The organism is Lederbergia citrea, assembly GCF_018343525.1.
Classification (GTDB): Bacteria; Bacillota; Bacilli; order Bacillales; family Bacillaceae_C; genus Lederbergia; species Lederbergia citrea.
The window spans coordinates 560,604-585,659 of sequence record NZ_JAGYPH010000001.1; the positions used below are offsets into that span (position 1 = coordinate 560,604).

26 protein-coding genes and 1 riboswitch are annotated in these 25,056 nt (G+C 36.4%); of the genes, 21 read left to right on the top strand and 5 right to left on the bottom strand.

Features of this window, described 5'->3' with window-relative positions:
• Positions 1–177: 177 nt before the first annotated feature.
• From KHA88_RS02925 to KHA88_RS02935, 3 genes are all read left to right on the top strand, one after another.
• On the top strand, positions 178–717 hold the full coding sequence (locus KHA88_RS02925; protein WP_213097248.1) for an RNA polymerase sigma factor SigX: 540 nt from the start codon (positions 178–180) through the stop codon (positions 715–717).
• Positions 704–1,867 carry a hypothetical protein gene (locus KHA88_RS02930; protein WP_213097247.1) on the top strand — a complete coding sequence of 388 codons (1,164 nt, stop codon included), beginning with the start codon at positions 704–706 and terminating at the stop codon, positions 1,865–1,867. The genes KHA88_RS02925 and KHA88_RS02930 overlap by 14 nt, the downstream gene beginning before the upstream one ends.
• Positions 1,868–1,932: 65 nt before the next feature.
• Positions 1,933–2,068, top strand: a riboswitch (FMN riboswitch).
• Between the two features lie 154 nt (positions 2,069–2,222).
• Positions 2,223–2,804 carry an ECF transporter S component gene (locus tag KHA88_RS02935; RefSeq protein ID WP_283247387.1) on the top strand — a complete coding sequence of 194 codons (582 nt, stop codon included), beginning with the start codon at positions 2,223–2,225 and terminating at the stop codon, positions 2,802–2,804.
• Positions 2,805–2,976: 172 nt separating this feature from the next.
• Here the strand turns inward: KHA88_RS02935 and KHA88_RS02940 are convergent, their stop codons facing one another.
• Positions 2,977–3,225, bottom strand: coding sequence for a ferredoxin (locus KHA88_RS02940; RefSeq protein WP_213097246.1), 249 nt, complete (start codon positions 3,223–3,225; stop codon positions 2,977–2,979).
• Between the two features lie 264 nt (positions 3,226–3,489).
• Here KHA88_RS02940 and KHA88_RS02945 point away from each other — a divergent pair, with 264 nt between their 5' ends.
• The 7 genes from KHA88_RS02945 to KHA88_RS02975 all read left to right on the top strand — a co-directional run bounded on the left by KHA88_RS02945 (position 3,490) and on the right by KHA88_RS02975 (position 9,718).
• Complete coding sequence (locus KHA88_RS02945) at positions 3,490–4,545, top strand: YpbB family protein (protein WP_213106873.1); 1,056 nt, start codon at positions 3,490–3,492, stop codon at positions 4,543–4,545.
• Positions 4,542–5,999 (top strand): RecQ family ATP-dependent DNA helicase, encoded by a 1,458-nt coding sequence (locus tag KHA88_RS02950; protein ID WP_213121381.1) that lies wholly within the window; start codon positions 4,542–4,544, stop codon positions 5,997–5,999. The genes KHA88_RS02945 and KHA88_RS02950 overlap by 4 nt, the downstream gene beginning before the upstream one ends.
• Positions 5,996–6,598 carry a CPBP family intramembrane glutamic endopeptidase gene (locus KHA88_RS02955; RefSeq protein WP_213106874.1) on the top strand — a complete coding sequence of 201 codons (603 nt, stop codon included), beginning with the start codon at positions 5,996–5,998 and terminating at the stop codon, positions 6,596–6,598. The genes KHA88_RS02950 and KHA88_RS02955 overlap by 4 nt, the downstream gene beginning before the upstream one ends.
• Positions 6,599–6,600: 2 nt before the next feature.
• A complete protein-coding gene (locus KHA88_RS02960) occupies positions 6,601–7,296 on the top strand; it encodes a LysM peptidoglycan-binding domain-containing protein (protein ID WP_213106875.1) in 696 nt (231 codons plus the stop codon).
• Positions 7,297–7,382: 86 nt separating this feature from the next.
• Positions 7,383–7,838, top strand: a complete 456-nt coding sequence (locus tag KHA88_RS02965; protein WP_213097241.1) for a DUF2663 family protein — start codon at positions 7,383–7,385, stop codon at positions 7,836–7,838.
• Between the two features lie 177 nt (positions 7,839–8,015).
• On the top strand, positions 8,016–8,735 hold the full coding sequence (locus KHA88_RS02970) for a YebC/PmpR family DNA-binding transcriptional regulator (RefSeq protein ID WP_213106876.1): 720 nt from the start codon (positions 8,016–8,018) through the stop codon (positions 8,733–8,735).
• A gap of 110 nt (positions 8,736–8,845) precedes the next feature.
• Complete coding sequence (locus tag KHA88_RS02975) at positions 8,846–9,718, top strand: alpha/beta fold hydrolase (RefSeq protein WP_249312870.1); 873 nt, start codon at positions 8,846–8,848, stop codon at positions 9,716–9,718.
• A gap of 225 nt (positions 9,719–9,943) precedes the next feature.
• Here KHA88_RS02975 and KHA88_RS02980 read toward each other — a convergent pair whose 3' ends face one another.
• Positions 9,944–10,852 carry an EamA family transporter gene (locus KHA88_RS02980; protein ID WP_213121382.1) on the bottom strand — a complete coding sequence of 303 codons (909 nt, stop codon included), beginning with the start codon at positions 10,850–10,852 and terminating at the stop codon, positions 9,944–9,946.
• A 229-nt stretch (positions 10,853–11,081) separates the two neighbouring features.
• Here KHA88_RS02980 and KHA88_RS02985 point away from each other — a divergent pair, with 229 nt between their 5' ends.
• The 6 genes from KHA88_RS02985 to KHA88_RS03005 all read left to right on the top strand — a co-directional run bounded on the left by KHA88_RS02985 (position 11,082) and on the right by KHA88_RS03005 (position 16,447).
• Positions 11,082–11,828, top strand: a complete 747-nt coding sequence (locus KHA88_RS02985; RefSeq protein WP_213106879.1) for a YqjF family protein — start codon at positions 11,082–11,084, stop codon at positions 11,826–11,828.
• Positions 11,829–11,941: 113 nt separating this feature from the next.
• A complete protein-coding gene (locus tag KHA88_RS02990; protein ID WP_213106880.1) occupies positions 11,942–12,826 on the top strand; it encodes a DMT family transporter in 885 nt (294 codons plus the stop codon).
• Between the two features lie 107 nt (positions 12,827–12,933).
• Positions 12,934–13,065 (top strand): hypothetical protein, encoded by a 132-nt coding sequence (locus KHA88_RS21115; RefSeq protein WP_283247389.1) that lies wholly within the window; start codon positions 12,934–12,936, stop codon positions 13,063–13,065.
• Positions 13,066–13,236: 171 nt separating this feature from the next.
• The gene (locus tag KHA88_RS02995; protein WP_213097236.1) at positions 13,237–14,910 is read left to right on the top strand and encodes a ribonuclease J; all 1,674 of its coding nucleotides are present in this window, start codon (positions 13,237–13,239) and stop codon (positions 14,908–14,910) included.
• A gap of 247 nt (positions 14,911–15,157) precedes the next feature.
• On the top strand, positions 15,158–15,775 hold the full coding sequence (locus KHA88_RS03000; RefSeq protein ID WP_213121383.1) for a hypothetical protein: 618 nt from the start codon (positions 15,158–15,160) through the stop codon (positions 15,773–15,775).
• Positions 15,776–15,865: 90 nt separating this feature from the next.
• Complete coding sequence (locus KHA88_RS03005; protein ID WP_249305790.1) at positions 15,866–16,447, top strand: DUF3995 domain-containing protein; 582 nt, start codon at positions 15,866–15,868, stop codon at positions 16,445–16,447.
• A 232-nt stretch (positions 16,448–16,679) separates the two neighbouring features.
• On the opposite strand, the gene KHA88_RS03010 is transcribed toward KHA88_RS03005, so the two are convergent.
• On the bottom strand, positions 16,680–17,588 hold the full coding sequence (locus KHA88_RS03010; RefSeq protein WP_213121384.1) for a LysR family transcriptional regulator: 909 nt from the start codon (positions 17,586–17,588) through the stop codon (positions 16,680–16,682).
• Between the two features lie 238 nt (positions 17,589–17,826).
• On the opposite strand from KHA88_RS03010, the gene KHA88_RS03015 reads away from it, so the two are divergent.
• The 3 genes from KHA88_RS03015 (at position 17,827) to KHA88_RS03025 (ending at position 20,386) form a co-directional block, all read left to right on the top strand.
• Complete coding sequence (locus KHA88_RS03015) at positions 17,827–18,999, top strand: MFS transporter (RefSeq protein ID WP_213121385.1); 1,173 nt, start codon at positions 17,827–17,829, stop codon at positions 18,997–18,999.
• An 80-nt stretch (positions 19,000–19,079) separates the two neighbouring features.
• The gene (locus tag KHA88_RS03020) at positions 19,080–19,577 is read left to right on the top strand and encodes a DinB family protein (protein ID WP_213106881.1); all 498 of its coding nucleotides are present in this window, start codon (positions 19,080–19,082) and stop codon (positions 19,575–19,577) included.
• Between the two features lie 161 nt (positions 19,578–19,738).
• Positions 19,739–20,386, top strand: coding sequence for a DsbA family oxidoreductase (locus KHA88_RS03025; protein WP_213097230.1), 648 nt, complete (start codon positions 19,739–19,741; stop codon positions 20,384–20,386).
• A gap of 122 nt (positions 20,387–20,508) precedes the next feature.
• On the opposite strand, the gene KHA88_RS03030 is transcribed toward KHA88_RS03025, so the two are convergent.
• Both KHA88_RS03030 and KHA88_RS03035 read right to left on the bottom strand, forming a co-directional pair.
• The gene (locus tag KHA88_RS03030; RefSeq protein ID WP_213097229.1) at positions 20,509–21,939 is read right to left on the bottom strand and encodes a PQQ-dependent sugar dehydrogenase; all 1,431 of its coding nucleotides are present in this window, start codon (positions 21,937–21,939) and stop codon (positions 20,509–20,511) included.
• A gap of 261 nt (positions 21,940–22,200) precedes the next feature.
• Complete coding sequence (locus KHA88_RS03035) at positions 22,201–22,521, bottom strand: DUF3889 domain-containing protein (RefSeq protein ID WP_213097228.1); 321 nt, start codon at positions 22,519–22,521, stop codon at positions 22,201–22,203.
• 611 nt (positions 22,522–23,132) lie between these two features.
• Between KHA88_RS03035 and KHA88_RS03040 the strand changes: the two genes are divergently transcribed.
• Positions 23,133–23,984, top strand: a complete 852-nt coding sequence (locus KHA88_RS03040) for an aldo/keto reductase (RefSeq protein ID WP_213097227.1) — start codon at positions 23,133–23,135, stop codon at positions 23,982–23,984.
• Positions 23,985–24,665: 681 nt separating this feature from the next.
• Positions 24,666–24,968 (top strand): hypothetical protein, encoded by a 303-nt coding sequence (locus KHA88_RS03045; RefSeq protein WP_213097226.1) that lies wholly within the window; start codon positions 24,666–24,668, stop codon positions 24,966–24,968.
• The last annotated feature ends 88 nt before the right edge of the window (positions 24,969–25,056 follow it).

Here is a 25,056-nt window from a genome sequence, read left to right on the forward strand (position 1 = left end):
AATCTTGTTTCATGGGAAACAGCTTTTAATCATTACGGGTTGAATAACTGAAATTGTTGTTCAACCCGTTTTCTTATGGCGAAATTAATTGTACTATTTAAATAATATCGACTTTTTTTATTTTATGAAACCTTTTTTCCGATCATACGACTAATACTTTAACGGGGAGGGGAATGGATGAACTCCGTGTTTCATGATATATACAGTAAATATCACCAAGATCTCTTTCAGTTTTTGTTTTACATGGTGAAAAATCGTGAGGAAGCTGAAGATCTAGTCCAAGAAGTATATATAAGAGTGATGCGCTCATACGTAAAGTTTGAAGGGAAAAGTTCAGAAAAAACTTGGCTCTTTTCAATTGCGAAAAATGTAGCGATTGACCATTTTCGTAAACATAAAAGCTGGAAAGAACGTCTTTATGAGAAGTTCGATTGGGACCGGCATCAAGTAAAGGACTTGGCTCCCTTACCAGAAGAAACAGCACTCAAAAATGAAGATATCAAAATATTATACGAATGCCTTGATTTATGTAATACGAACTACCGAATTATATTGATTTTGAGATATATAAATGGCCTCACCATTGCTGAAGCGGCAGAGGCTCTAAATTGGACAGAAAGCAAAGTAAAAACGACTCAACACAGAGCGTTAAAATCATTAAGAGAGGTAATGGAAAGTCGACTCGAAAAGGAGGAAGATAATCATGCCTCGATCTAATCACAGCGAAGAGAAAATGATTAAGCTTCTTAAACAGCTTCCGGCTATGAAAGATCGCCGATCAATGCATGATATTTATCGTAATGTTCAGACCAACGTTCATAAAAAACAAAAAAGACCGATGTTTATTCCCGCCATATCTGGCTTTGCTGCTCTTTTATTATTTTTACTTATCTTTCCCGTCATATTACAGCAATCATCAGGAGATTCGTTTAGAATAAATCAGGAAGCTAAAGATAGTGCCAATTCGGGAGAGTCCAGTGATATGAAAATGGATATGAAATCTATGGTTATTGAAGATAATAGTGTAGAACAGTTTGCTGAAACTGAAAGCCATTTGAGAACAGCAGTATATAAAGAAGATATGGAGAATAGTGAACTGGTAACATTTGGAGCTGTGACTGATGACGCTCATGTGCTTCCCGTTAGTATTCTATTACCAAAAGCGGCCAATCACGAAAGCTGGCTTAACTACTATAAAGAAACTGCCGACTCATTTGACCTAACTCAATATGGTTTTCATGATATTAATCCATTAATAAAGGCGTTAGACTACGATGACAAGACAAAAACGGCAAAAGTAATAATTACTTCAAAAAATATGGCTTTTTTTAATATGTATGAAAAACAAGTGATGGAAATGCTCGACTATACATTGGCAAGCCAAGATATTGAATTAGTTAAATTTGTAAATGAAATAGATGAACCTGTGGAACTCGGCGAATTTGGTGTTCTTCAGGATCGAACGCTGAAAAAAATTACGAAAAAATCACATTATCTGTATGAACTTGGGAACGGTGACATGTATATTGTACCTGCACTATCGAGATCGGCTACATTGGCAGCCGCTATTGAGAGCCTGAAATTCTCACCTAACGATTATTATCCATCATTAATTCCCGAAAATGTGAGACCGGAAGTAGCTCAAGAATATAAAACAGAAGCGGTGATTACGTTTAAGAAACCCCTTGATTTGCAGCGAGGAGACAGAAGTGTAAACATGAGAATGATTGAAGGAATATTATTAACAGCAAAAGAGTTTGGTTATCAAAAGGTGAAATTCGAAAATATTGAACAGAGAACATGGGAGGACTTCAATTTTGATCAGCCCATCCAAGTCCCTTATGCTCCTAACCTGTTAAAACAATGATGAATTAGGTTTTTCTTCACAATATACGGCAACTAGTGTATACTTATTATGTAAAATAAAATACGATTCATCTTCGGGGCGGGGTGAAATTCCCCACCGGCGGTAATGAAGCCATTGCTTCTCAGCCCGCGAGCCTCTTTTGGGGCAGGATTTGGTGAGATTCCAAAGCCGACAGTATAGTCTGGATGGGAGAAGATGGAGGTTGCCTAGTGTTCAAAAAAGCAGGTTTTGAACGCTTGTTAATGCATGCCTGATATCTCCCTCAAAGAAAATTTTTCTTTGAGGTTTTTTATTTGGGTACGCATTTGGGCATACCTTTCTTCAACAAGGGATGAATCTCTAAGGAGAGAGGAAAATGAAGAAATTGAATGTAAAATCTTTTGTAGCGATTGGAATGTTGAGCAGCTTATCCTTTATTTTGATGCTCATTAAGTTTCCAATCCCGCCATTTCCGGCATATTTATCAGTAGACTTTAGCGATATTCCTGCACTGATCGCTGCCTTAATGTTTGGACCGGTTGCCGCTATCTTGGTTGAATTGTTTAAAAACATATTGGATTATTTAACGAGCGGGAGCGAAGTTGGTATTCCGATTGGAAATATGGCTAATTTCCTTGCGGGAATCTTATTCGTCTTACCAACCTATTTTGTTTATAAACGCTTGAAAATGAAGAGGGGGCTTGCTGTCTCTCTTGTGGTGGGTACATTATTCATGGCTGTTTTTATGAGCATCATAAACTACGTTGCTATATTGCCAGCCTATACACTTTTACTTGGATGGCCAGCGATGGAGACTTCGGAAATGCGCCAACTTGTAGTGGCAGCCATCTTACCATTTAATGTGATTAAAGGCATTATCGTTACGATTATATTCCTTCTGCTGTATAGCCGGATGAATGGCTGGCTGAACAAGCAAATAGCATATAAAAGCGTATAAATGAATAAAAGCGCAAGCGCCGTAATAAGGCGCTTGCGCTTTTTAATCGTCCAGCTCCAGCGCCTAGCCCCTCGAGGTCAAATAACCTGAGCCAATAAAAGTCAAGACCGGACTTTTCCTGTCTCAGAACATTTGCTTGTCGGGGCTGATCAAGGCGCTTGCGCTTTTGTTTTTATTCATATTTTAATGCGTCCCCATCAAATGGTGCATCTGCAACTTTGATTGAATCTGTTGGACAGCCTTCGAATGCATCAATCATATCATCTTCGAGAATATCTGGAATTTCAGCAGTGCCTTGATTATCATCCAGGATCACATATGCTATTCCTTCATCATCGTAATCATATATATCAGGTGCAGCAGCTCCACAGGCGCCACAAGCGATGCATGTATCTTTGTCTACAATTGTATATTTTGGCATCAGATAACCTCCTAATCCATTATCTATATTAAATTTTATTCAAAATTCATCTTAATGATGATTATGAAAGCCTCTCCTTACATTATTCTAAAGCTCCTTTATAAACATTTCAACAAATATTAGTTCGCGACAGTTGCTAAGATCAGGATTTATATCAAATTGTTGATGATTTGTCGAATCTTTAGCAAGGAATGAAGACATAGTCGAAATACCATTTCCATGGTAAAATAAATAGAATAAATGTCGTAAGGGGAGCCGATAATCATGACTTTTTTGCAGGCTGTGATCTTGGAATGCTTACAAAAAATAAACGGTGAACGAACGATTTACTCTATTTATCATTTACTTACAGGAAAGAAATCATCACAGACAATTCAAGATGCCCATCTTTTCCAATTAACGCATTTATTTAAAACCTTGCCGGGTTTAAAACGTCAACAATTTAATGCTTATATCGACACACTCCACCAAGAATCCTATCTTAACGAAGGAGAGGAGTCTACTAAATATTTTGTATCTGACCAAGGATACGATGCATACATGACTTTTTTCCAGCGGTGCCCAATGCCTGAATATATTCAGGGTTTGAAATTACAAGATGCCACGATTCTAATGTGGAAAAGACTTACATTATTAATCCAAGCAGCTTCCCATTTAATTCACTCAATTAACCGCTATTATCCTATCCAAAGAGATCCGGAAATTTACACGTGGGTACGAGATTTTTTAACCAATTATCGTGGAGGCCGATCTAGACTTTCCAAGGATTTATTTAAAGAACTGCATACAATATTTTCTACAGACTTCCCGGAAAATCCATTCTTAATTGTTGCTAGGTTAAGCGGCTGGGAAAGAATTGGGTTAACGGGTAAGCAAACGGCTGAACAAATGGGTCTGGAAGAAACAGAATACCATTACAGGTTTTTGAACGGACTTCATTTTATAATTCAAACCGTGACCCAGCAAAGAGGGGCATTTCCGATTCTTAATTCATTGATCACAGATGTTTATCAAAAAGTACCCTATACAAAATCTACTTTTCGCACATACGAATTGCTTCAACAAGATTTTTCCATCTTGCAAATTGCTGCAATGCGTGGGCTCAAAGAAAGTACAGTTGAAGATCATATCATTGAAATCGCCCTTTCAGATCGAGACTTTTCAATTGATTCGTTTATAGATCAGAAAACAGCCGCTGAAATATCAGACATAGCGAAGCGATTAGGACAAAGGAAACTGAAGCCAATCAAAGAACAGGTACAGGACATTTCATATTTTCAAATTCGCCTTGTGCTTGCAAGGGCAGGAGAAAAGGTATGAAAAAAAAGGAAATCTTAAAAAGGATATTTGGCTTTTCATCATTTAGAGTAGGACAAGAAGAAATCATTGAGGCTGTGCTAAACAAAAATGATGTGATGGCTATGCTACCAACTGGAACTGGAAAATCTCTTTGCTACCAATTACCGGGATACATACTACCGGGTACTGTGTTGATTGTTTCTCCATTAATATCATTAATGCAAGACCAGGTAGAACAGCTAAGAATGATCGGAGAAAGAAAAGCAGTTGCTCTTAATTCTTTTTTAAGCCATAAAGAAAAAAACATGGCATTACAAAGGCTTAGTACGTATCGGTTTATTTATATTTCACCCGAAATGCTAGGATCAGAATATGTGATAAAGAGATTACAGCAAATAAATATTTCATTATTTGTTATTGACGAAGCACATTGTATTTCACAATGGGGTCATGATTTCCGTCCTGATTATTTGAACTTAGGCAGTATTAGAAATAAGCTTGGTAATCCTCCTGCTCTAGCTTTAACTGCCACAGCTGCAAAAGAAGTTCGCGAAGATATAAAACGATATTTACTCCTAAGTAATCCAAAAGAAATTGTTTTTTCTGTTGATCGTCCCAATATAAGTTTGGTTGTCGAAAAGCTGGATAGCTTTGCTGAAAAGAAAGAGCGAGTGTTAAAACTTGCTGGTTTTTTCGAAAAGCCAGGGATCATTTATTTTTCCAGTAAAAGAATGGCCGAAGAAACAGCCGAATTCTTACGCAGCAATGGAATTGAGGGTGTTGCTGCCTATCATGGAGGCATGGAGCAAGAACAACGAATTTTAATTCAACAACAATTTTTATACGATCAATTAAATATTATTTGTGCAACGAGTGCATTCGGTATGGGGATTAATAAGAACAATATTCGTTTTATTATCCATTTTCATCTGCCTGGACAAATTGGATCTTATTTACAGGAAATTGGCAGAGCGGGTAGGGACGGAGAACCGAGTATTGCTATCCTGCTTTATAATTCCGGTGATGAACTGCTTCCAATTCAGTTAATGGAATCTGAGCTTCCAGAAAACTGGCAAATAGAATCATTTTTTACTCAAGCTAATTCTAAAAATTTTCAAGAGCTAGCTTCAGAGTTAAACTTAACTGAGACGCAATTGCGATTTCTTACCTTTTATTTCTTCAAAGCGTCTAATAACACTGTAGAAAATGTGAAAGCAATAAGAAAGGCTAGGCAAGCTTTCAAATTTAAAAAAATCCAGCAAATGACCAACTGGATTCATGCCGGGGGCTGTAGGCGTAGCAATGTGATGTCGTTTTTCGATGAGCAATTGGTGAATGCCCAAACGAATTGCTGTGATTTTTGTGAAGTTGAGCTAAAATTTTATCAGGAAAAAAAGAAAATAGATAAGATACCTGTATTAAATTCATGGAAGGACATATTAATGGAATTACTGCTGGAGAGAAAAAATTCATGAAAAAAAATAGACAGGCAGAGTTAATCAAAAGTTTGACTAAGCAAGAGCTTGTTTATCATTTGTATTTTACACAAATAATCATCTTAACCATTGCCGGTTTGTTAAGTTTTATTTTTTTTAATTCTTATGCCTCTTATTTCAAATTGTTTAGCGGGGATACAGGCTGGATCATTATTGGTATTGTGAATGGTTTAATTATAGTTGCTCTAGATTTAGTACTAATGAAATTGCTGCCAAAACAATATTATGATGATGGGGGCATTAACGAAAAGTTATTTTCTAATATGCCGATCTGGAAGATTGCCTTTGTTGCCATTTTAATTGCTGTGGCGGAAGAGACCTTATTTCGGGGAATTATTCAAACGAAAATGGGCTTAGTGATTGCCAGCATTGTTTTTGCAGTCATCCATATTCGTTATTGGGCACATTGGTTTTTAATATTGAATGTAGTCATCTTGAGCTTTTGGATAGGTATTTTATATGAATGGTCAGGCCAGCAATTATTGCCAGTCATTGCGATGCACTTTACGATTGATTTCTTATTGGGGTTATATATTAGTCGTACTGCTTCCCAAAACAATCATAAAGAAGGGATGTAATTATGTCGAAACGTGAAAAACAAGTACAACATGATGAAAAAACAAAAGAACAAATGAACATAAAAAGTAAGACTCCTTCGAGAGTCGATTTGCATGGTCATAAATATAAAAAGAAAAAGAAACAAAGTAACATAGAAAATGACCATAATAACCATAACGACCATAATGATGAAAATCATGAAGGGAAGCGGAAATTTAAAATTTCTATTCCTTTGGTATTGTTAATCATTTTATTGCTTCTTCCAATCACCACCATTATCGTTATAAATAAAGATAAAGAAGCGACTCCTGTTCACAATGTGGGAGAAGAAATCTCATGGGAAGACCCAGCTGACGAAGAATCAAAGGTTGATAGAGAGAAACCAAAGAAACCGGAAATTAAAGAAGAGCCTAAAGAAGAGCCAAGCGAAACCCCAGAACCAAACGATTCGCAAGTAGATGATGGTGATAAAGAAGAAGACTTACAAACAGAGGAAGAGAACAGCCCAGAAGAAGAGATAGTCGAAACTCCCGTGGTTCAAGAGGAAACTCAAGTTGAGACAGTTAAATATCATACCGTCCAAAGTGGAGAAACGCTTTATAGAATATCTATGAATTACTATAATGATCAAAGTGGAATTGAAAAAATCAAACAAGCTAACGGGCTTACTGGAAATGAGCTTAGTGTGGGACAAACGCTGAAAATACCTTTACCGTAAATAGATGATACTTGTACAATTGTTTTGTCATAGCCCATTATTCTCGCTCATAAATATAGTGTGAAAGAGTTTTGGGGGATGATAGAATGGAGCCATTTTTGGTAAAATTGGGCGATCATACAGATCAGACGACAAAGCAAATGCTTCAAAATTTAATCGTTAAAAAAGTGAAATATACTCGCTATAAAAGAGCACATTTCCTTATCATGTTCACCGCTTTTTTATTCGCCTTTATTGTATTTTATTTCATATACAAGACAGCTATTGAGCCTAATAGTTATTCTTTGCTCGATTTGTTTTCAGTTTTTGTTAGAGAAGGTAACTTTTTTGTTCTTACTTTCATTGCTTTCTTCTTATTTGGATCTGTTAAGATAATCTTTGAAAAAAAAGAAAAAGCAGAAAAAGAATATCATGCGCTCAGATGTGAAATTATTGAGAAAAGTAAAGACCTTTGGAAAGGTGAAAACTGGAAGCAAAGGCATAAGGTTTTTGAACAAATGAAAAAAAAATACGATATTAACTTGTACCATCAGAGCAAATAATTCGATTAATTTAACTTTGCTCATATCTTTGTCCGAAAAATGTATTTTTTGATCATGAAAATCGTTGCAACTTATGCCATTGAGGTATAATATTTTAAAGTAATTAATTTCTTCCTTTTAATTGAGAAGTAACTAATTTTATATTTGTATAGATTTAAGTGAAAGTGAGTGTTCAATATGGGACGTAAATGGAATAATATTAAAGAAAAAAAAGCTTCAAAAGATGCAAATACAAGTCGTATTTATGCCAAGTTTGGCCGTGAAATTTATGTAGCAGCAAAACAAGGAGAACCGGATCCGGAGTCAAACCAGGCATTAAAAGTTGTATTAGAGCGTGCAAAAACATATAGCGTGCCAAAAGCGATTATTGACCGTGCAATTGAAAAAGCAAAAGGCGGTTCCGAAGAAAACTATGACGAACTTCGTTACGAAGGATTTGGACCGAATGGCTCAATGGTGATCGTGGATGCACTGACAAATAACGTAAACCGTACAGCATCTGAAGTTCGTGCCGCATTTGGTAAAAACGGTGGCAATATGGGTGTTAGTGGATCAGTAGCCTATATGTTTGATGCAACTGCTGTAATCGGTATTGAAGGTAAAACGGCGGATGAAGTGCTTGAATTGTTAATGGAAGAGGATGTAGAAGTCCGCGACATATTAGAGGAAGATGAAGCGGTTATCGTGTATGCGGAACCAGATCAGTTTCATGCTGTCCAAGAAGCATTTAAAAATGTCGGGATTACAGACTTTACAGTTGCAGAACTAACAATGCTTGCACAAAATGATATAACCCTTCCGGAAGACGCACAGGCGCAATTTGAAAAAATGATTGATGCATTAGAAGATTTAGAAGATGTTGGACAAGTGTACCACAATGTGGATTTAAGTGAATAAGATATAAAGAAGAACGGGCGTTTGTGTTATGCAAAAGCCTGTTCTTCTTTATTTGTGCAAATAGGGATTTTAACAGGATTAATCGAATATAGATACATATAATTGAGTTTATGATTGAAATAAGCGAGGTGTGGAGTGTGTCTATTCAAGGCGGAAAGTATATTGAAGTGGGACCGGGAGTAGAGATTTTCGTTCAAGATATTGGAGAAGGGGAGCCGATTGTTTTTATTCCAGGCTGGACTTTTACAACTGAAGTTTTTTCCAAGCAATTGGCGCATTTTTCAAAAACAAATCGTGTCATTGTGATTGACCCTAGAAGCCACGGCCGTTCATCTATCTCCCTTCATGGCAATGATTATGTAACTCATGGGTCAGATTTAGCAAAGGTAATGAAGGAATTAGATTTAAATGAAATAACGCTCGTCGGTTGGTCATTTGGTTGTTTAACGATGTGGGAATATATTAGACAGCACGGTACAGAGAAAATAAAATCATTGGTTTTTGTAGATATGTCTCCGAAGCCATTATCGACGAACCATGAGGAGAACTGGGTAGAGGGGCCACTCGATGATATCGGAGCAGCTTATACAACTTACTTGCAAAATCCGCAAGGGCAACGGGAGTTTGTCGCTGGGTATGCAACTCAAGTTATGGTCCAACGCAAGTTAGAGGAACAGGAATTAAATTGGCTAGTTGAGCAATCATTAAAAACACCATATTATATTGCGGCAAACTTATTTTCTGCCGGAATGTTTTCCGATTACCGGGAAGAGGCAAGACTTGCAAGCGAAACCGTGCCGACTCTTACTGTCATCGCCGAGCATTGGGCACAGATAGCGAGTGCATTTACAAAAAAACTTTCTCCGGGTTCTCAGGTGGAAGTCCTTGGTGGGCATTTGATGTTTTGGGAGCATAGTGAGAGATTTAATGAGGTTGTCGATCAGTTTTTATTATATTCAAATGAAACAAACTCCACAGATTAACACCCTTCGATTGAAGGGTGTTTTCTTAGATTAAGAGAAGTCGTTCCATTGCCCGTCCCGGTGAAAAATCGTGGCTTACCGCAAATCGGGAAGGTTCTATTGATCTGAATAAATAATATAAATGGCTATACAACGTTCATGAAGACACAAATCTGAAAAAATTAGATAAAGCAGGAAGTCGAGAAAGTCAGGAAAAGTGACCTTCTGGACAGCTCCGTTTTTGTTTCATGAGGCAAGTCGTAGGACAAGTATTCCTATAAATGCCATAATAAGTCCCGAAACTTCACGTTTGCTCCAGTTTTCCTTCAAATAAAAACGAGCGTATAAAATGACAAATGCAATGTTCATCGCGACGATTGCGGAAACTATCCCCGTAATCCCTTCACGGAATGCTGGAAAGATTAATATCATTCCTACCACATTCGTAATCCCGACAAACATTCCCCAACCTAATGTTTTTTTCTTCGTCCAGCTGTTGTGTAATTCTGCATTACTATGTCTGTTTGCCTCATTCTGATTTTTTACCTGCGATTGCATTGAAGGTCTTTTAGCATTGTTAATTGTCCATAAAGTACCAAATAATAAACTGCCCGTTGCAAACATGACTGTTAAAATGGGGAATGTGGAGGCACCAATAATAGTAGCTTGTTTCACGGCTACATCCGTAAAGCCAAAGAAAAGCATTGTTAATATTCCCCATTGGATTCCCTTTAATTGGTCGAGCTTAAAATCATGTGAGTATTTAATGAGAAGCAGACCGATCAAGACAATGATAAAGGCTGACATTTGCCAAGTACTTAGTGCTTCATTCCAAAGGAAGTAAGCAATGACCACTACAACGAGGGGAGGTAGTCCTGTAAATAAAGCAACAATAGAAGCCTTGCCTACAGCATAGCCCCGGTACATTGAAGCATTCGCCATAAATGAAGATAACCCCATGAAAACCCCAATCCACACCCCTTTTGACCATGGTTGTTGGATGAAGATATTAATACATAAAGTAATGATTGTACCAGATAAATATACCCCCAACAGCAGAAGGTTTCGATCAATTGGTCTTTGTGCAGTCCAATGATACAGAACTCCCCTAAATCCAAAGCATGTAGCAGCGGCTACAGCAAAAACAAACCACATTTCTTTCTCTCCCATTCTTTCAAGCATTTACCGGAATAAAATTATGTAAATTTAGCCATGAAAATCAACACCCCTAAAACAGAATGAAGGGAAGGCCTACAATCCATTATTATACATTCGGGGATACTGAGTAAAGGAAACATTCTTTTTTTGAAGCATGATTTGTAAGTGAATAATACGGGGAAACTATGGAAATAGAGCTGTAAAGGCTCCTAGGGAGGGGTATTACATGTTACATAATGAGTTTTTGGAAACAGATCAGCGTCCATTTCCTTTACCTAGCAATCCGTGGCTCTTTACACAAACATGGGATAAACTACTTTTTTGTCATTGGAGTTTGCCAGCTGAATTATTAAGGGCTCATGTTCCAAATGACGTGGATCTGGACCTCTTTAATGGAGAAGCTTGGATAGCTATTATCCCATTTAAAGTAAATCATATGAGAGTGCATGGTATACCGGAAATTCCATACCTTAATTCGTACTTAGAACTAAATTTGCGTACTTATGTTAAATATAAAGGAACACCTGGAATATACTTTTTTACACTTGATGCAAATAAATGGTCTGCAGTAATTGGAGCAAAAATAGGGGCGCAACTTCCTTACCGACATTCATTGATGAAAATGAATATAAAAGAAAATAAAGTATATTTTCAGAGTAAAAGGAAGCATCCGGGAAGTTCGAAAGAAAGTTTTTATATTAATTATCAATCTGATTCTAACCTTTATTTGCCAGAAGTTGAGAGTCTTGAATACTGGTTGTTTGAACGATACTGCTTCTTTACGACAAGGGGAAAACATCTATATAGAGGAGATATTCACCATGACCGCTGGCGGGTAAGTAAAGCGAAGGCGACTATTCAGGCTAATTCGCTAGTTCCTTTTTTACCACAAAAATATTTTGAAAGGCAGCCCCTTCTTCACCTTTCTGCATCTAAACAAGTTTTCGCTTGGCCGATTAAAAAGATCCAGTAAGAAAGAAGAACTTTATATGGACAAGTCTTTCAAATGCAAAAAAGTATACACAACATGCATCTACCATTAAAATAGAGCAATGGTATCTTGATATAGGAACGGTGATGAAGTAAATGATTAAGGCCTATGCTTGGCTCATTTTATGCGTGGTGGTATGGGGAAGTAATTTTGTATTTGGAAAGATGCTCGTTCAAGTTTTCTCTCCGACTATGCTGACATTATTGAGACTTTTGTTTATCGTGCTGTTTTTAATTGGAATAGCTTCTTATAAAAAGGGTTTTAAACGGGTGAATAAAGCAGAATTTCTTTTGCTTTTTGTTCTAGGAATTATTGGTGTATTTATTAATCAATGGTCTTTTTTTGTGGGATTACAAACAGCTGATCCAACAACGTCTGCATTAATTTTAGCAACAACACCTATTTTAGCTGGGGTATTAGCAGCCATTTTTTTAAAAGAAAAATTAACTGTTCGCATGTTGATCGGATCGATCATTGCAATTATTGGCATTTACTTTGTTGTGACGAAAGGTAATTTGACTCCGATTCATGTGGACAAAGGGTTATTATGGATAGTTATTACGATGATTACATTTGCTATTATGATCATTATGACGAGAGTGCTATCTCAAAGAATAGATCCACTAACCATTACTTTGTATTCAAATATCGTGGGTTTTATTGTATCTATCCCATTTGCATTTTCATTAGATATTCCCATTCGGATAAGCTTGCATCTTAATGATTGGGCTTTTTTGATTGTAACAGCCGTTGTTGTACATGGTCTAGCGGCCTTGATTTGGAACCAAAATATACGATATGTTGATGCTTCAAAGGCATCCATTTTATCTAATTTAGAGCCTTTTGTCGCAATGGTGATGGGATTGGTCTTATTATACAAACCGATCACAGGTGCAGAAATATTAGGATCTCTTTTTATTGTAGGAGGGGTAGTGCTTTCTACGTATCAACGTAAAAGATTATATAAAAGAGCCGTGTAAGATAGTTAAACAATTTGTCGCGCTTGATAAACTTTTACTTTATGAATAAGCTTCCACTTCATAACCCATCTTATTAGGTGAAGTTAATAAGAAGGGAGACTATTCTAATGAGCCGAAAACGCGATAAAGGTTACAGTCAAAAAGGAAAGCCGAATAGCGACAATGTAAAACGTACGATTGCTATGGAAGATTTGGAAAAAGCAATCCAGCCGAGAAACCGGCACAATTCGGAGCAATAGTATATTGAATAAAGCCAAACGTGTTTTCACCAGAAAGCGTTTGGCTTTTTGTATATTTAAATAAAACCTTTTCCGATATTTTTTGAAAAACAGGAAGCTCAATTTTAACCCACTGATAAAGGGAAACCGAAAGGGCATACTAGACTATATTTAATGTGGGAGGATATAAATTTGAGTACAAAAGAGAATGCATTATCTATTTTCGCTTTAGGTGGCTTGAATGAAATCGGAAAAAATATGTATGCAATCGAATATTCAAACGATATCGTGATGATCGACTGTGGTAATAAGTTTCCAGACGAAAGTTTATTAGGAATTGATTTGATTATCCCTGATATAGCTTACTTAGTAGAAAATAAAGATAAGGTCAGGGCTTTAATTGTCACACATGGACATGAAGATCATATCGGGGGGATTCCGTTCTTTTTAAAAAAATTGAATGTGCCCGTTTATGCTACACGCTTCACACTAGGGTTAATTGAAATGAAGTTAAAAGAACATAAAATTCTTAGAGAAAGTGAACTTGTTGAAATCCACTCAAACTCAAATTTAAAAATCGGAGGAATGGATATAAGCTTTTTTAAAGTGACTCATAGTATCCCCGATTGTTTGGGAATCGTCTTTCAGACACCAGCGGGTAATATTGTACATACAGGGGACTTCAAATTCGATTTAACGCCCGAGAACAATGAGGAGCGTTCAGACATTCATAAAATGGCTGAAATCGGAAAAGAAGGGGTCTTGCTATTATTGTCTGAGAGTACGAATGCAGAACGTCCTGGTTTTACCCCTTCGGAACAAATGGTAGGTGAACATGTGGAAGCAGCTTTCATGAAAGCGAAACGCAAAGTTATTCTTTCCACCTTTGCTTCAAATATTAGCCGCGTTCAGCAAGTCGTAAATGCAGCACAAAAAACAAATCGAAAACTTGCCTTGCTTGGACGAAGTATGGTTAATGTGGTAGGGGTTGCTATGGAACTAGGGTTTTTAACAGTTCCTGATGGAATGTTAATTGACCCGCATGAAATCAATGAAATGGAGCCTGGAAAAGTAGCTATTTTATGCACGGGAAGTCAAGGAGAACCAATGGCCGCTCTTGCTCGCCTGTCCACTGGAAACTTTCGCGGTGTCGATATTTTACCTGGGGATACGGTTATCTTTGCTGCAGGTCCAATACCGGGGAATGAACGAAATGTCACAAAGATCGTCGACAACTTATTTGTACTTGGAGCCAATGTGATTTATGGACCGGGAAGTACTTCCGGCATGCATGTTTCCGGACATGGTTATCAAGAGGATTTAAAACTAATGCTTACACTAATGAAACCAAAATATTTTATTCCTATTCACGGTGAATTTAGAATGCTGCACCATCACCGTTTGTTAGCTGAATCCGTTGGAGTAGAGCAAGGAAACACCTTTATCATTAATAATGGCGATGTCGTCGATATTGAACATACCATTGCCCGTCAGACCCGGAAAATATCCGTTGGGAATACCTACATAGACGGAGGAGATGTAGGTAATGTTGGGGAATTTATATTAAGAGACCGCAAACAGCTATCAGAGGATGGAATGATCATGATTGTTCTCACAATAAGCAAAGCGGAAGGAAAATTGATTTCGGAACCCGATACCATTTCACGTGGATTTCTGGATAAAGATTTCTCGGAACTACGAAGGGAAGTTAATCGACTTACTACTGAAACTGTTAACGAGCTCCGAGATGAAAATAGAAACCAATGGAATGTAATGAAAAAGCAAATAAAAAAATCAATACGACAATATATATATACACATACGAAGAAAAAGCCGATGATTGTTCCTATACTTATTGAAATTTAAAGGGTATAAGTTAAAAAAATGAATTAAACATTCTAAATGGTTTCCGTAAAAACCACCTTTAAATTGCAAAGGGGCCAAGAGGACTGTTCCTCTTGGCCTCAAACTTATGATGAGTTATAAGCAAAAATGTAAAGAAGAAATACTCTATAAAACAATTTGTAAATTTAGGTTAACATGCCATTATCTGAGTAATGTTTCAATTTAATAATACTAAAAAGAAGTCCAATTTATTAAAAGGGGATAAAAAATGAAGAAACTTAAGGAGACTTCAATAGTCATCGTAATTTTACTATTAATATTTTCTAATCTAAAATTAATAAACACTACAAAGCAATTGAACAAAGAAATCCACACAAAGAATCAAACTATACTAACTAGTTTCAATGTGAGTTCATATTCCGTTTTGAAAACTTTAAATACCTCACTTTCAAATAATGAATTATATATTGGGAAAAATGGATTTGTAATTAATTATTTGAAAAAAGATATACGAGAAATGAATAATGCAATTCTAGATTTATCTAATAATGTGGAGGGAAATAATAGAGTTGATCTCTTACCATTGGTAAATATTTTAGATTCCTTTTCTGTATTTTTAGGATCTTTATATACTCATCACAAGGGACATCTTGAGAATTCAAATGAGCAGGAACAATATATTGATTTAGATTCAAATAAAATAGAAGGAATTATTGTAATAAAGGAAACTATAGCCGATCTTATAAATATTCAAAACAGTGTTGAGGGAAATAAAGATAGATGGATTAAGATATTGGAGGAACTGACCCATTACTCAAATAATAAAGATTTAGAAGATAAGCGATTAAAAATTGAAGAGATAAATAAATCTTTGACTAAGGGGTAAATAAGCCATATACATTTCACTACAAATCTATATATTGATAATTGGAAAGTAAAGCAAATCCTCAATTCTTTCCTGTCGAGGTGATCGTTGTTGAATTCAAATCTGTCGTCGAAACCACCGCAATCAAAATCAACCATTTGGGCTGGTGGAGCTGTTTTTGTATGGTCCACTGCCTATATGCTGCCACATCTATATTGGGCTTTAGGCGGAATAAAGGGGCTGTCCCTACTAAAACCCGGTGTGGCTGCATCTTCCCAGTTTGAACTGATTAATTGGATCGCGTTACCAATCTTTATTGTTGCGGGACTCGTAGGTCTTGGCTTCATTTATTTAGGCAAAAGTAAAATTCTTCGCTTATTGTTGCTTTCCGTATCTGTATTAGGGTGTTCGATTGCCACTGCTCATGGCATTTTTGGTATTATCTATCGTGGCTTGCAAATCGCAGGTGTGATTGGCTTGGAGAATAGAACATTTGATATTCACGATGATATGTACGTAGTGTGGGATATGGTCATTTTCGAACCGTGGTTTTTGATTGAAGGCATTTTACTTGCTATTGCAGGATGGTGTTTTTTGAAAGGAGCACGGAGCAGGAAGGTTTGGCTTGCGGTGTGTATGCTTGGCACGCTTGTTGGGTTGGTCACAGGGATGCTGGGTGTGCGATTTGCATAGTAGAAAGAAGAAAGGGACAAGAAGTAATAGGAAGTAGGTATGGGTGAATTCAATGATAACTTGGTAGGTATGCTGATTTGAACATCTAGAATATATGTTGGAGTAAGGTTAGATAGATTGTGGAGGAATGTACAAAGTAGTCTGGGCAACTGTTCAGTTAGCAGTTGCCTTATATTGATTTGTTTTCAAGAACAATGGTGGCTTCTTTATGGAATATGTTAAAAGATTTTTCCTATACTTCCTCTATTGAATTTGAAAATTTCTTCTGAATTTCTTTTAAAAACATCTCAGCAGCAGCGGAAAAAACCTGATGCTTTTTCCAAACAATATTTAAGCCAGATTCAAGTCTTGGCTTTAGTGGTCTAAAACAAAGGTTACTATCACTAGACGTATCTACTATTTTATCAAGAGTTATTGCATAACCAATGCCCTCTTCAACCATAATGGCAGCATTATATGCAAGATTGTATGTAGTCACAACGTTTAATTTAGCAAAATCTTCTCCAAACCAATCGGCAAATTCATTTTTAGAAAATGTCTGTTTGATAGCCTGTCGTGAACAGATTAGCGGAATATTTAATAAATCCACTGCTTGAATGGTTTCTTTGCAAGCAAGAGGACTGTCTTTTCTCATAACAACGCCCCAAACATCTTTGGCTGGGATCTTGATATAATTGTATTTTGATAAATCAGCTGGTTCAATTAATATACCAAAGTCAAGCAATCCCTTGTCAAGCCGTTCGGTCACGTCATCTTCGTTTCCGCTGTATAGGTGATACAGTATATTTGGATAACTTAATTGTAAATCTTTTACTACCCGTGCAATTTGTTTCATGGCGTCTGTTTCCCCACCACCTATGTAAATATCACCACTGATTGTTTCCTCCATGGAGCTAAATTCTGCCTCTAATTTATCGACCATATCAACGATTTCTTCTGCTCTCTTTCGCAGGAGCATTCCTTCATCTGTAAGAATGATACTGTGACTGCTGCGAATAAATAGTTTTTTCCCTAACTTCTCTTCCAGGTTTTTTAATTGTCTTGACAAGGTTGGCTGTGTAACATGCAAAAAATCAGCAGCCCTCGTTATGCTTCCTTCTCTTGCAACTGTAAGAAAATACCGCAATACTCTAAATTCCACCTACAACTCCTCCTCTTACTAATTTTAGTATATACATTCCAGAAATGCTCATCAAGCATATCTCAATATAAGATATAAGTATTAGCTATATACAAAAAGCATAGCTAGAATAAATATCAAAGGGTGACAACAACGGTAAGAAGGGGTCTATGGCGCACGACGGATCGACATATTAGGTAAGGGGGTTTGGTTACATTTAGAAATAACGATATAAGAGAGAAATTCGGAGGTATAACTTTTGGCTAAACAAAACAATTTACTCATATTTATATTAACAATTGGCGTTTTCGGAATTCTTAATACTGAAATGGGAGTTATTGGCATACTGCCTCACATCGCTGAACATTTTGATGTCAGTGTATCAAAAGCAGGGTTGCTCGTGAGTGTGTTTGCCCTTGTTGTGGCGGGATCCGGTCCAACGATGCCTTTATTGTTTTCTGGTATTAATCGGAGGAAGGTCATGTTACTCGTACTTGGTGTTTTCATTGTGGGAAACATCATATCTATCTTTACATCTAACTTCACAGTCGCATTAATGGCTCGCGCAATACCAGCCTTTTTTCATCCGGTTTATTGTTCATTGGCATTTTCAGTAGCTGCTGCCTCGGTTAGCAAAGAAGAAGCTCCTAAAGCTGTTTCTAAAGTGTTTATCGGAGTATCCGCGGGAATAGTGATAGGCGTACCAATCTCAAGTTTTATAGCCAGTACAACCTCTTTACAAATGGCAATGGTATTCTTTACCGTTGTAAATGCCATCGCATTCATCGCCACATTACTATTTGTACCATCTATGCCTGTTGAGGAAAAGCTTTCATATGGAGCGCAGGTTTCCGTATTAAAAAAATCAATTACTTGGCATTCGATCATTGCTGTTATTTTTCTCAATGCGGCGGTATTTGGGGTTTATAGTTATTTTGCGGAATATTTGAAAACTGTTACGAATATGTCTTCAAATACCATTACATTTACGTTATTTATATTTGGAGCAGCCAATATTATTGGAAACATTGTGGCGGGAACGTTACTTACTAAAAATGCCCTAAAATCTGTAGCGGCTTTTCCTTTTGCATTGGGTGCTATTTATATCATATTATTCCTATTTGGACATTTATCCGCGCCTATGGCAATCATTACTTTAATTTGGGGAATCTTAGCAGGGTTGGGTGGAAATATAAATCAATATTGGATTATGTCTTCGGCTCCCGAAGCGCCTGATTTCGCTAATGGCTTATTTTTAACATCTGCTAACTTAGGAACAACGATTGGTGCAGCGATCGGTGGATTATTCATTGCAAAATTGGGAACAGAATACGTCGTCTTGGTCGGATTTTTATCGGTAATATTGGCTTCGGTATCTATTTTTATGAGAAAATATAAGTATAGTCCTAAAACAAATCAACTTGCTAGCTAAGAACAACTTAAATTAACTGTATACTTAGCTGAACATGATACAATGAATTTAAAGGCTTGCTAATTTAAGGAGGGAATGGAATGTTTACATCAGTAAATGATTTCTTGAACGAATGGAAACAAGAAGTAGCTGTTACTCAAAAAGTGCTGGATGTGCTTACGGATGAATCGTTGAATCAGGAGGTTTCTCCAGGATTATACAGCATCGGAAGTCTGGCTTGGCACATTACTGGGGCAACTTACTACTTTCCTTCACAGGTCGGATTAAAATTTGAGGTTCCTGATCTTCAAAAAGATGCACCGAAATCAGCTACTGAAATCAGTGAGACCTATAAAACAATAAGTCAGCGGTTAACACAAGCGTTTTCTAAACAGGTTTCAGAAGAAAAAATGAACAAAATGGTGAATTTATTTGGAATGGACATGCCGTTCCAAGCTGTTTTCCGTCTGCTAATTCAACATCAGGCTCATCATCGTGGACAATTGACTGTCCTTATGAGACAAGCTGACTTGAAAGTTCCTGGAGTATATGGTCCTAGCAAAGAAGAATGGGAAGCAATGAATGCTCAAAAGAGCTGATATCGTTATATGAAAAAAAGCCGGCGCCCGCCGGTTTTTTTGTACCCTCAGAATTTATTCATTTCATAATTTATGCTGCGCTGGACTCGAATGGAAAGTTTGAATTACAATGAAACAACTGTATCCAGATATAGAATTCAATTCAATAGGAGGTCATAACAATGACAATAAAGATAAAAGTCTATTCAGATTACATGTGTCCATTTTGTTTTCTTGCAGAACACCCCTTAGAAGAAGCAATAAAAGGGAAAGACGTGGAAGTGGAATGGATGCCGTTTGAGTTGCGTCCGTATCCAAATGAAACTTTAAAGCCCGAGGGTCATTATTTGCAGAGTACATGGAAGCAGTCTGTATACCCGATGGCTGAACGGATGTGCATTGATATCGTCCTTCCAAGAGTATCGCCTCAACCCTATACGCATTTAGCCTTTGAAGGCTATCAGTATGCCAAGGAAAAAGGTAAGGGTAATGAATATAATGATCGGATGCTGGGTGCGTTCTTTCAAGAAGAACAAGACATTGGCGATGTTGAGGTATTAACCAAGTTAGCCGGTGAAATTGGTCTAGATGAAAAAGAGTATCTGGAGGCGCTAGAAACTAGAAAATACAAAGAAGTGCATCAAATAGCACTAAAACATGCGTACGAGGAAGCGAATATCACTTCGGTGCCTACTTTTGTAATTGGAGATACTAAACTTCCAGGTGTACATTCGAAAGAGACACTTTCAAAAATAATCGAAGAGGAGATAAGTAAACAAGGCGCTGAGTTCCCTGAAGGAATGGTTTGTGGAATAGATGGATGTCAATAAGGTGTTAATAACAGAATGATAATAAAAATAAAACAAACAAGGGAACATGATTGCTCTCTTGTTTGTTTTATTTTTCGATTTAATTAAATCCAATAAAGCTACTATTAAATAGAATTTCATAGTTATGAATCTGGAACAATTTCAAAAACAGTACCTTGGTTAAAATCAGTCACTTTCATAGAGCCATAAACCCCTAAATATAATCTACTTTGATCCAAATTCGATCCCAAACTTACATAATAAGCTGATTGGGACCCAAATTTATAATCGGTTTCAATAACACTAAAATCGCTTAGTTTACAATCTGTTCTGACCCTAGTATATGCTAAAACCCCTCTAGTCGGAGATTCATTACGACGCGCAATATCGGTAAATACAACACTTCCCGTTAGACTTGGAATTGCACTTCCCATATACGGATGGACTCCTGTAAGTGCGGTTCCTCCAAATTTTTCAGGTCTTGGATCTTTGTGAAAATAACTAGCTAAAGGCTGAAGACGCTTCACTGAAGTGTTTATTGATTCATCGTAATAAGCAATTGTTTTCTCATCCAAAGACGGATTTGCAGAGCAACTATTTTTAGTCGAAGTAGGAAAAGCACCTTCCCACCCTCGCCAGCCAAAGTTAATAAAACCTTCTTGGTCAATTTTAGATTTCGTTAATGAAGCTTGAACAAGCTGAGTAACCGGTATTGGTTTATAATGAACGAATGAAAAAAGTGCCTCTACCAAATCCTGTCCGACATTTCCTACATATTTAATATATTGATTATAAAACCTTTGATAAGAAATTCCTGGTATATTTCGAACCCCTTTGGCAATGACAGTAAGTGTTTCTTGGATAGATACTGGAAGTTCATCAAAACGTGTGACTACAGGTGGATTATCGATAAATGTATTCTTAACTACATCAAATTCAATTATTTTACCGGCGATTTCCATATCATCCTGGCTTAAATTAAATGGATCATAGCCTGCTCCACCATCTCCGGTTGTTAAAACAAGGTTTCCTGATTCAGGTGAAAAATTTAAGCTATTGACACCATTATGATTAAAAAATGGTCTTCTTAAGTTAAGTATTGTTCGTCGTTTTTGAGGTTGTCCATTCGATTGAAAAATCCATTCTTCTACAGTATCAATATGATCATATTGAGTTTCTCTATTGACCCACCTTAGATTTAAAGTTTTGGGATCACACGGGTCAGGGGAAAAATGTTCAGAAAGAGCACCTGGACCTTGTGTTCCAGTTACTGAATAATGAAGATAAAACAGACCGTTATAATAAAATTGGGGATGAAACGCTAGCCCAACTAATCCCCGTTCATCATATCCGCCACGGGAAACACCTGGCTCAGAAGTACCTAGTTTTAAGATTTGCGGGCGAATATCTAAAAAAGTCCTAATATCTCCGTTTCCTATGTAAAAAATCTCTCCGACCTGGGTTGCAATAAATAATCTTTCAATGGAATCACCAGGAAGTCTAGTTGTTTTCAAAACGGTAGGTAAATTTAATTTACTTACAATGGGGCGCAAACCAACCTTCACTTTTTTCAACTAACATTCACCCCTTCTTATTGTTTTCTTTTATTAGGGTATGATTAGAACTGTTCTATTAGTATCAAATTAGCGCAGGAAAACTGGGGAATTCACTTAACATTATTGTGAATTAATCACTTAATATGAATTTCATAAATAAAATCAAGGAATCGGAATAGCCCATCTTATTTTAAAAAGACGAATCGGTATTATGCAATAATACTTAGATTTAAAAGACTTTTTTGTTATGTTATATATGGGCATAAGAGAGTTTCTCTCCTATGCCTTCTTTTCTTCTACTGTTAAATTTAGAAGCTTTTTGTTATTTAGACTGTGGGATATTTTAACAATGACAGTTACTGGTTTATTATTTTCCTTTACTTGAAAACTAAAAGAATCCATCACAACGGTATTAGATAATTTTTGTCTTCCAACATACTGATAATCAACAACTTCCTCACCGGGATAATCTTCTTTTACAACAGCGGTTGCAATTCGTCCATACTTTACATAATCTGGCTGTTGACTTTTAGTCAAGATAGGATTGCCAACACTTAAGAATAAACCAATGGTCAAAAACAATAATAAAAACTTTTTCATCCATGTTCTCCTCCATTATTCACATTTATCATACACTATTATATTTTCCTGACATTCCTTTTTTTATGTGATTCGTTTTTCGTGGATTTTTTTCGCTACATTCGCAAGTTTTATGCCCATATATCAACTCTTTGTCTATATAATTGGTCAAGCATAACTTTCTCCTTGTTTTCTTAATCCGTGATGGCCCCAATATTTCCTAATTTACTTTCTACTTAAATAATGTGAGAGGATTATGCAATCATTTGATACGATTTTGATACCAGTCGTGAATTCCTTTGTTGCATAATAAGGATGCCCAAGTTGTTAAATACCTTTATTTTCATCAAAAAAATATCAAATTATTGATATGGAGTTGACAGTTTTTAAAAAAAGCGGATTGGAAGTTCCGCTATTGGACTCGGTTGTATGGGAATTAGTTCAAAAAAATTTATTATTCCTAATTCCGGGTACAACAAAATTACATAGATTAGAAGAAAACTAGGTGGAGCTGAAATAGAATTTACAAAAGAAAGAATTAGATAGCCTAAATAATGCTTTATCTAAAATTGATATTGATGAACCCATTTCTAATAAAAATATTTTAGTTGAACAAACAGGAGGGATTTTATATGCAAAAAGTAATTTTAAACAATGGTGTTGAGATGCCTATACTAGGCTTGGGTGTTTTTCAGATTCAAGATGAAAGTGAATGTGAACAAGTTGTATATGACGCTATTAATGCGGGCTATCGTCTGATCGATACCGCTGCATCTTACCTAAATGAAGAAGCAGTCGGCAGAGCAATCAAGCGGAGTGATTTGCCAAGAGAGGAATTGTTTATTACCACAAAACTCTGGGTTCAGGATGCAGGTTATGAGAGCGCAAAGAAAGCATTCTCAAGATCTCTGGAAAGACTGCAATTGGACTATTTGGATTTGTATTTAATTCATCAGCCATATGGTGATATATATGGTTCTTGGCGCGCTATGGAGGAATTGTATCGTGAGGGTAAGATCAGGGCAATTGGAGTTAGCAATTTCTATCCGGACCGTCTGGTGGATTTGATTACTCATAATGAAGTAGTTCCCGCAGTAAATCAAATTGAAACACACGTTTTCTGCCAGCAAATAGAAAGTGCTAAATTTATGAAAGAGAACAATGTTCAAATAGAGTCTTGGGGACCATTTGCTGAAGGTAAAAATGGCATGTTCCAAAACGAAATTTTAGTATCAATAGCCGAAAAGCATAATAAATCCGTTGCCCAGGTGATTTTACGTTGGTTGACACAAAGAGGAGTTGTAGCTATTCCAAAATCGGTTCGTAAGGAAAGACTCATCGAAAATATCAATATCTTTGACTTTGAATTAAGCCAGGAGGATATGGAAATAATTACTACTTTAGATACGAAAAAAAGCTTGTTCTTTTCACATAACGATCCTGAAATTGTGAAATGGATCGGTACCCGTAAACTTGATATTTAATCCCCTAACATTGCGTAGCCTATCCTATCTATACCTAGAGGCTTAGAGGGCATAGGGCAGAACGAGTGAAGTGGATTTGAAAAAATACCAACTTAAAGACAGATACATATTATATTTGATTTAATCACTTGAGTGAGAAGAATCCACTTAAGTGATTTTTGTTATTCCTTACTATATTTCAATCGATTTTCATAATTAGTTAATGTGCCTACATCTGCTCCTTTACATCATCTGGTTAATTTCATATGGAGATACCAAGCCAGCAAACAATAGCATTTCCAAATCATTATGATGATCTCTATGACCATTATTTCCCAATGATTTCTTTTTGATTTTAAAATGCTTTTCTAAAAAAACGAGTCTCTTTATTTTTTTCAAAATAAAGAAGCTAATTTTGCATAAAAATAGTTAGAGAAATATGTATAATTAAAGGAATTCGAGAATAGATGCTGGAGTTCCTCAAGATATTTTCCATGAACTTGGTGAGTGACATTGACAACATGCTCATCCTTGGAAACATATTGCGAAAGCATTCATATTTGAGCATAAACTTTCTCGCTGCCATCGTTCTTACCTTTACACGAACGTTATATGTCGTTTTGGTTAATGGACTTTCAAATCTTCCAATGTTTCATTTGTTGGTGGGATGGAGTAATTGTCATATCCAGAATATCGGAACACATGGGCCTAATTATCTTTGGTATTTTTTTTAGTCTCTTAATTTCGCTCTATTTTTTACAATTGGTTGTAAAACTTGCAACAACCTATTTTTGGATCAATATCATTGCAGGAGGAATCATAGCTCAAAATGATATCATCGGAATCGCTCAAGATCCCTTGGTTGGCGACTGGATATATTACCTGAATAAGCAAGTTCCTGAAGTAAATATTGTAAACATTACTGCCAATGCGGCTGTAATAGTGACTTTAGTAATCGGGTTGTTTTCTTATATTAAGCATCACCGCGTTACTGTACATAGGTAAGTTATCACCCAGTTGAAATGATGTAATATAGAGAAAAAAATCTTGGTTTACTTGTCTAAAACGAGCTAAGCTAGCCCATGTTGTTTGA

Bases quoted from the DNA above. Each gene is read 5' to 3' on its own strand.
- KHA88_RS21115 (WP_283247389.1), top strand. From the start codon at position 12,934: ATGAGCCGAAAACGCGATAAAGGTTACAGTCAAAAAGGAAAGCCGAAT.
- KHA88_RS02990 (WP_213106880.1), top strand. From the start codon at position 11,942: ATGATTAAGGCCTATGCTTGGCTCATTTTATGCGTGGTGGTATGGGGA.
- KHA88_RS03000 (WP_213121383.1), top strand. From the start codon at position 15,158: ATGAAGAAACTTAAGGAGACTTCAATAGTCATCGTAATTTTACTATTA.
- KHA88_RS02975 (WP_249312870.1), top strand. From the start codon at position 8,846: ATGATTGAAATAAGCGAGGTGTGGAGTGTGTCTATTCAAGGCGGAAAG.
- KHA88_RS02925 (WP_213097248.1), top strand. From the start codon at position 178: ATGAACTCCGTGTTTCATGATATATACAGTAAATATCACCAAGATCTC.
- KHA88_RS03020 (WP_213106881.1), top strand. From the start codon at position 19,080: ATGTTTACATCAGTAAATGATTTCTTGAACGAATGGAAACAAGAAGTA.
- KHA88_RS02965 (WP_213097241.1), top strand. From the start codon at position 7,383: ATGGAGCCATTTTTGGTAAAATTGGGCGATCATACAGATCAGACGACA.
- KHA88_RS03040 (WP_213097227.1), top strand. From the start codon at position 23,133: ATGCAAAAAGTAATTTTAAACAATGGTGTTGAGATGCCTATACTAGGC.
- KHA88_RS02980 (WP_213121382.1), bottom strand. From the start codon at position 10,852: ATGTGGTTTGTTTTTGCTGTAGCCGCTGCTACATGCTTTGGATTTAGG.
- KHA88_RS02960 (WP_213106875.1), top strand. From the start codon at position 6,601: ATGTCGAAACGTGAAAAACAAGTACAACATGATGAAAAAACAAAAGAA.
- KHA88_RS02935 (WP_283247387.1), top strand. From the start codon at position 2,223: ATGAAGAAATTGAATGTAAAATCTTTTGTAGCGATTGGAATGTTGAGC.
- KHA88_RS02970 (WP_213106876.1), top strand. From the start codon at position 8,016: ATGGGACGTAAATGGAATAATATTAAAGAAAAAAAAGCTTCAAAAGAT.
- KHA88_RS02985 (WP_213106879.1), top strand. From the start codon at position 11,082: ATGTTACATAATGAGTTTTTGGAAACAGATCAGCGTCCATTTCCTTTA.
- KHA88_RS02930 (WP_213097247.1), top strand. From the start codon at position 704: ATGCCTCGATCTAATCACAGCGAAGAGAAAATGATTAAGCTTCTTAAA.
- KHA88_RS03035 (WP_213097228.1), bottom strand. From the start codon at position 22,521: ATGAAAAAGTTTTTATTATTGTTTTTGACCATTGGTTTATTCTTAAGT.
- KHA88_RS02940 (WP_213097246.1), bottom strand. From the start codon at position 3,225: ATGCCAAAATATACAATTGTAGACAAAGATACATGCATCGCTTGTGGC.
- KHA88_RS02945 (WP_213106873.1), top strand. From the start codon at position 3,490: ATGACTTTTTTGCAGGCTGTGATCTTGGAATGCTTACAAAAAATAAAC.
- KHA88_RS02955 (WP_213106874.1), top strand. From the start codon at position 5,996: ATGAAAAAAAATAGACAGGCAGAGTTAATCAAAAGTTTGACTAAGCAA.
- KHA88_RS03025 (WP_213097230.1), top strand. From the start codon at position 19,739: ATGACAATAAAGATAAAAGTCTATTCAGATTACATGTGTCCATTTTGT.
- KHA88_RS02950 (WP_213121381.1), top strand. From the start codon at position 4,542: ATGAAAAAAAAGGAAATCTTAAAAAGGATATTTGGCTTTTCATCATTT.
- KHA88_RS03045 (WP_213097226.1), top strand. From the start codon at position 24,666: ATGGGCCTAATTATCTTTGGTATTTTTTTTAGTCTCTTAATTTCGCTC.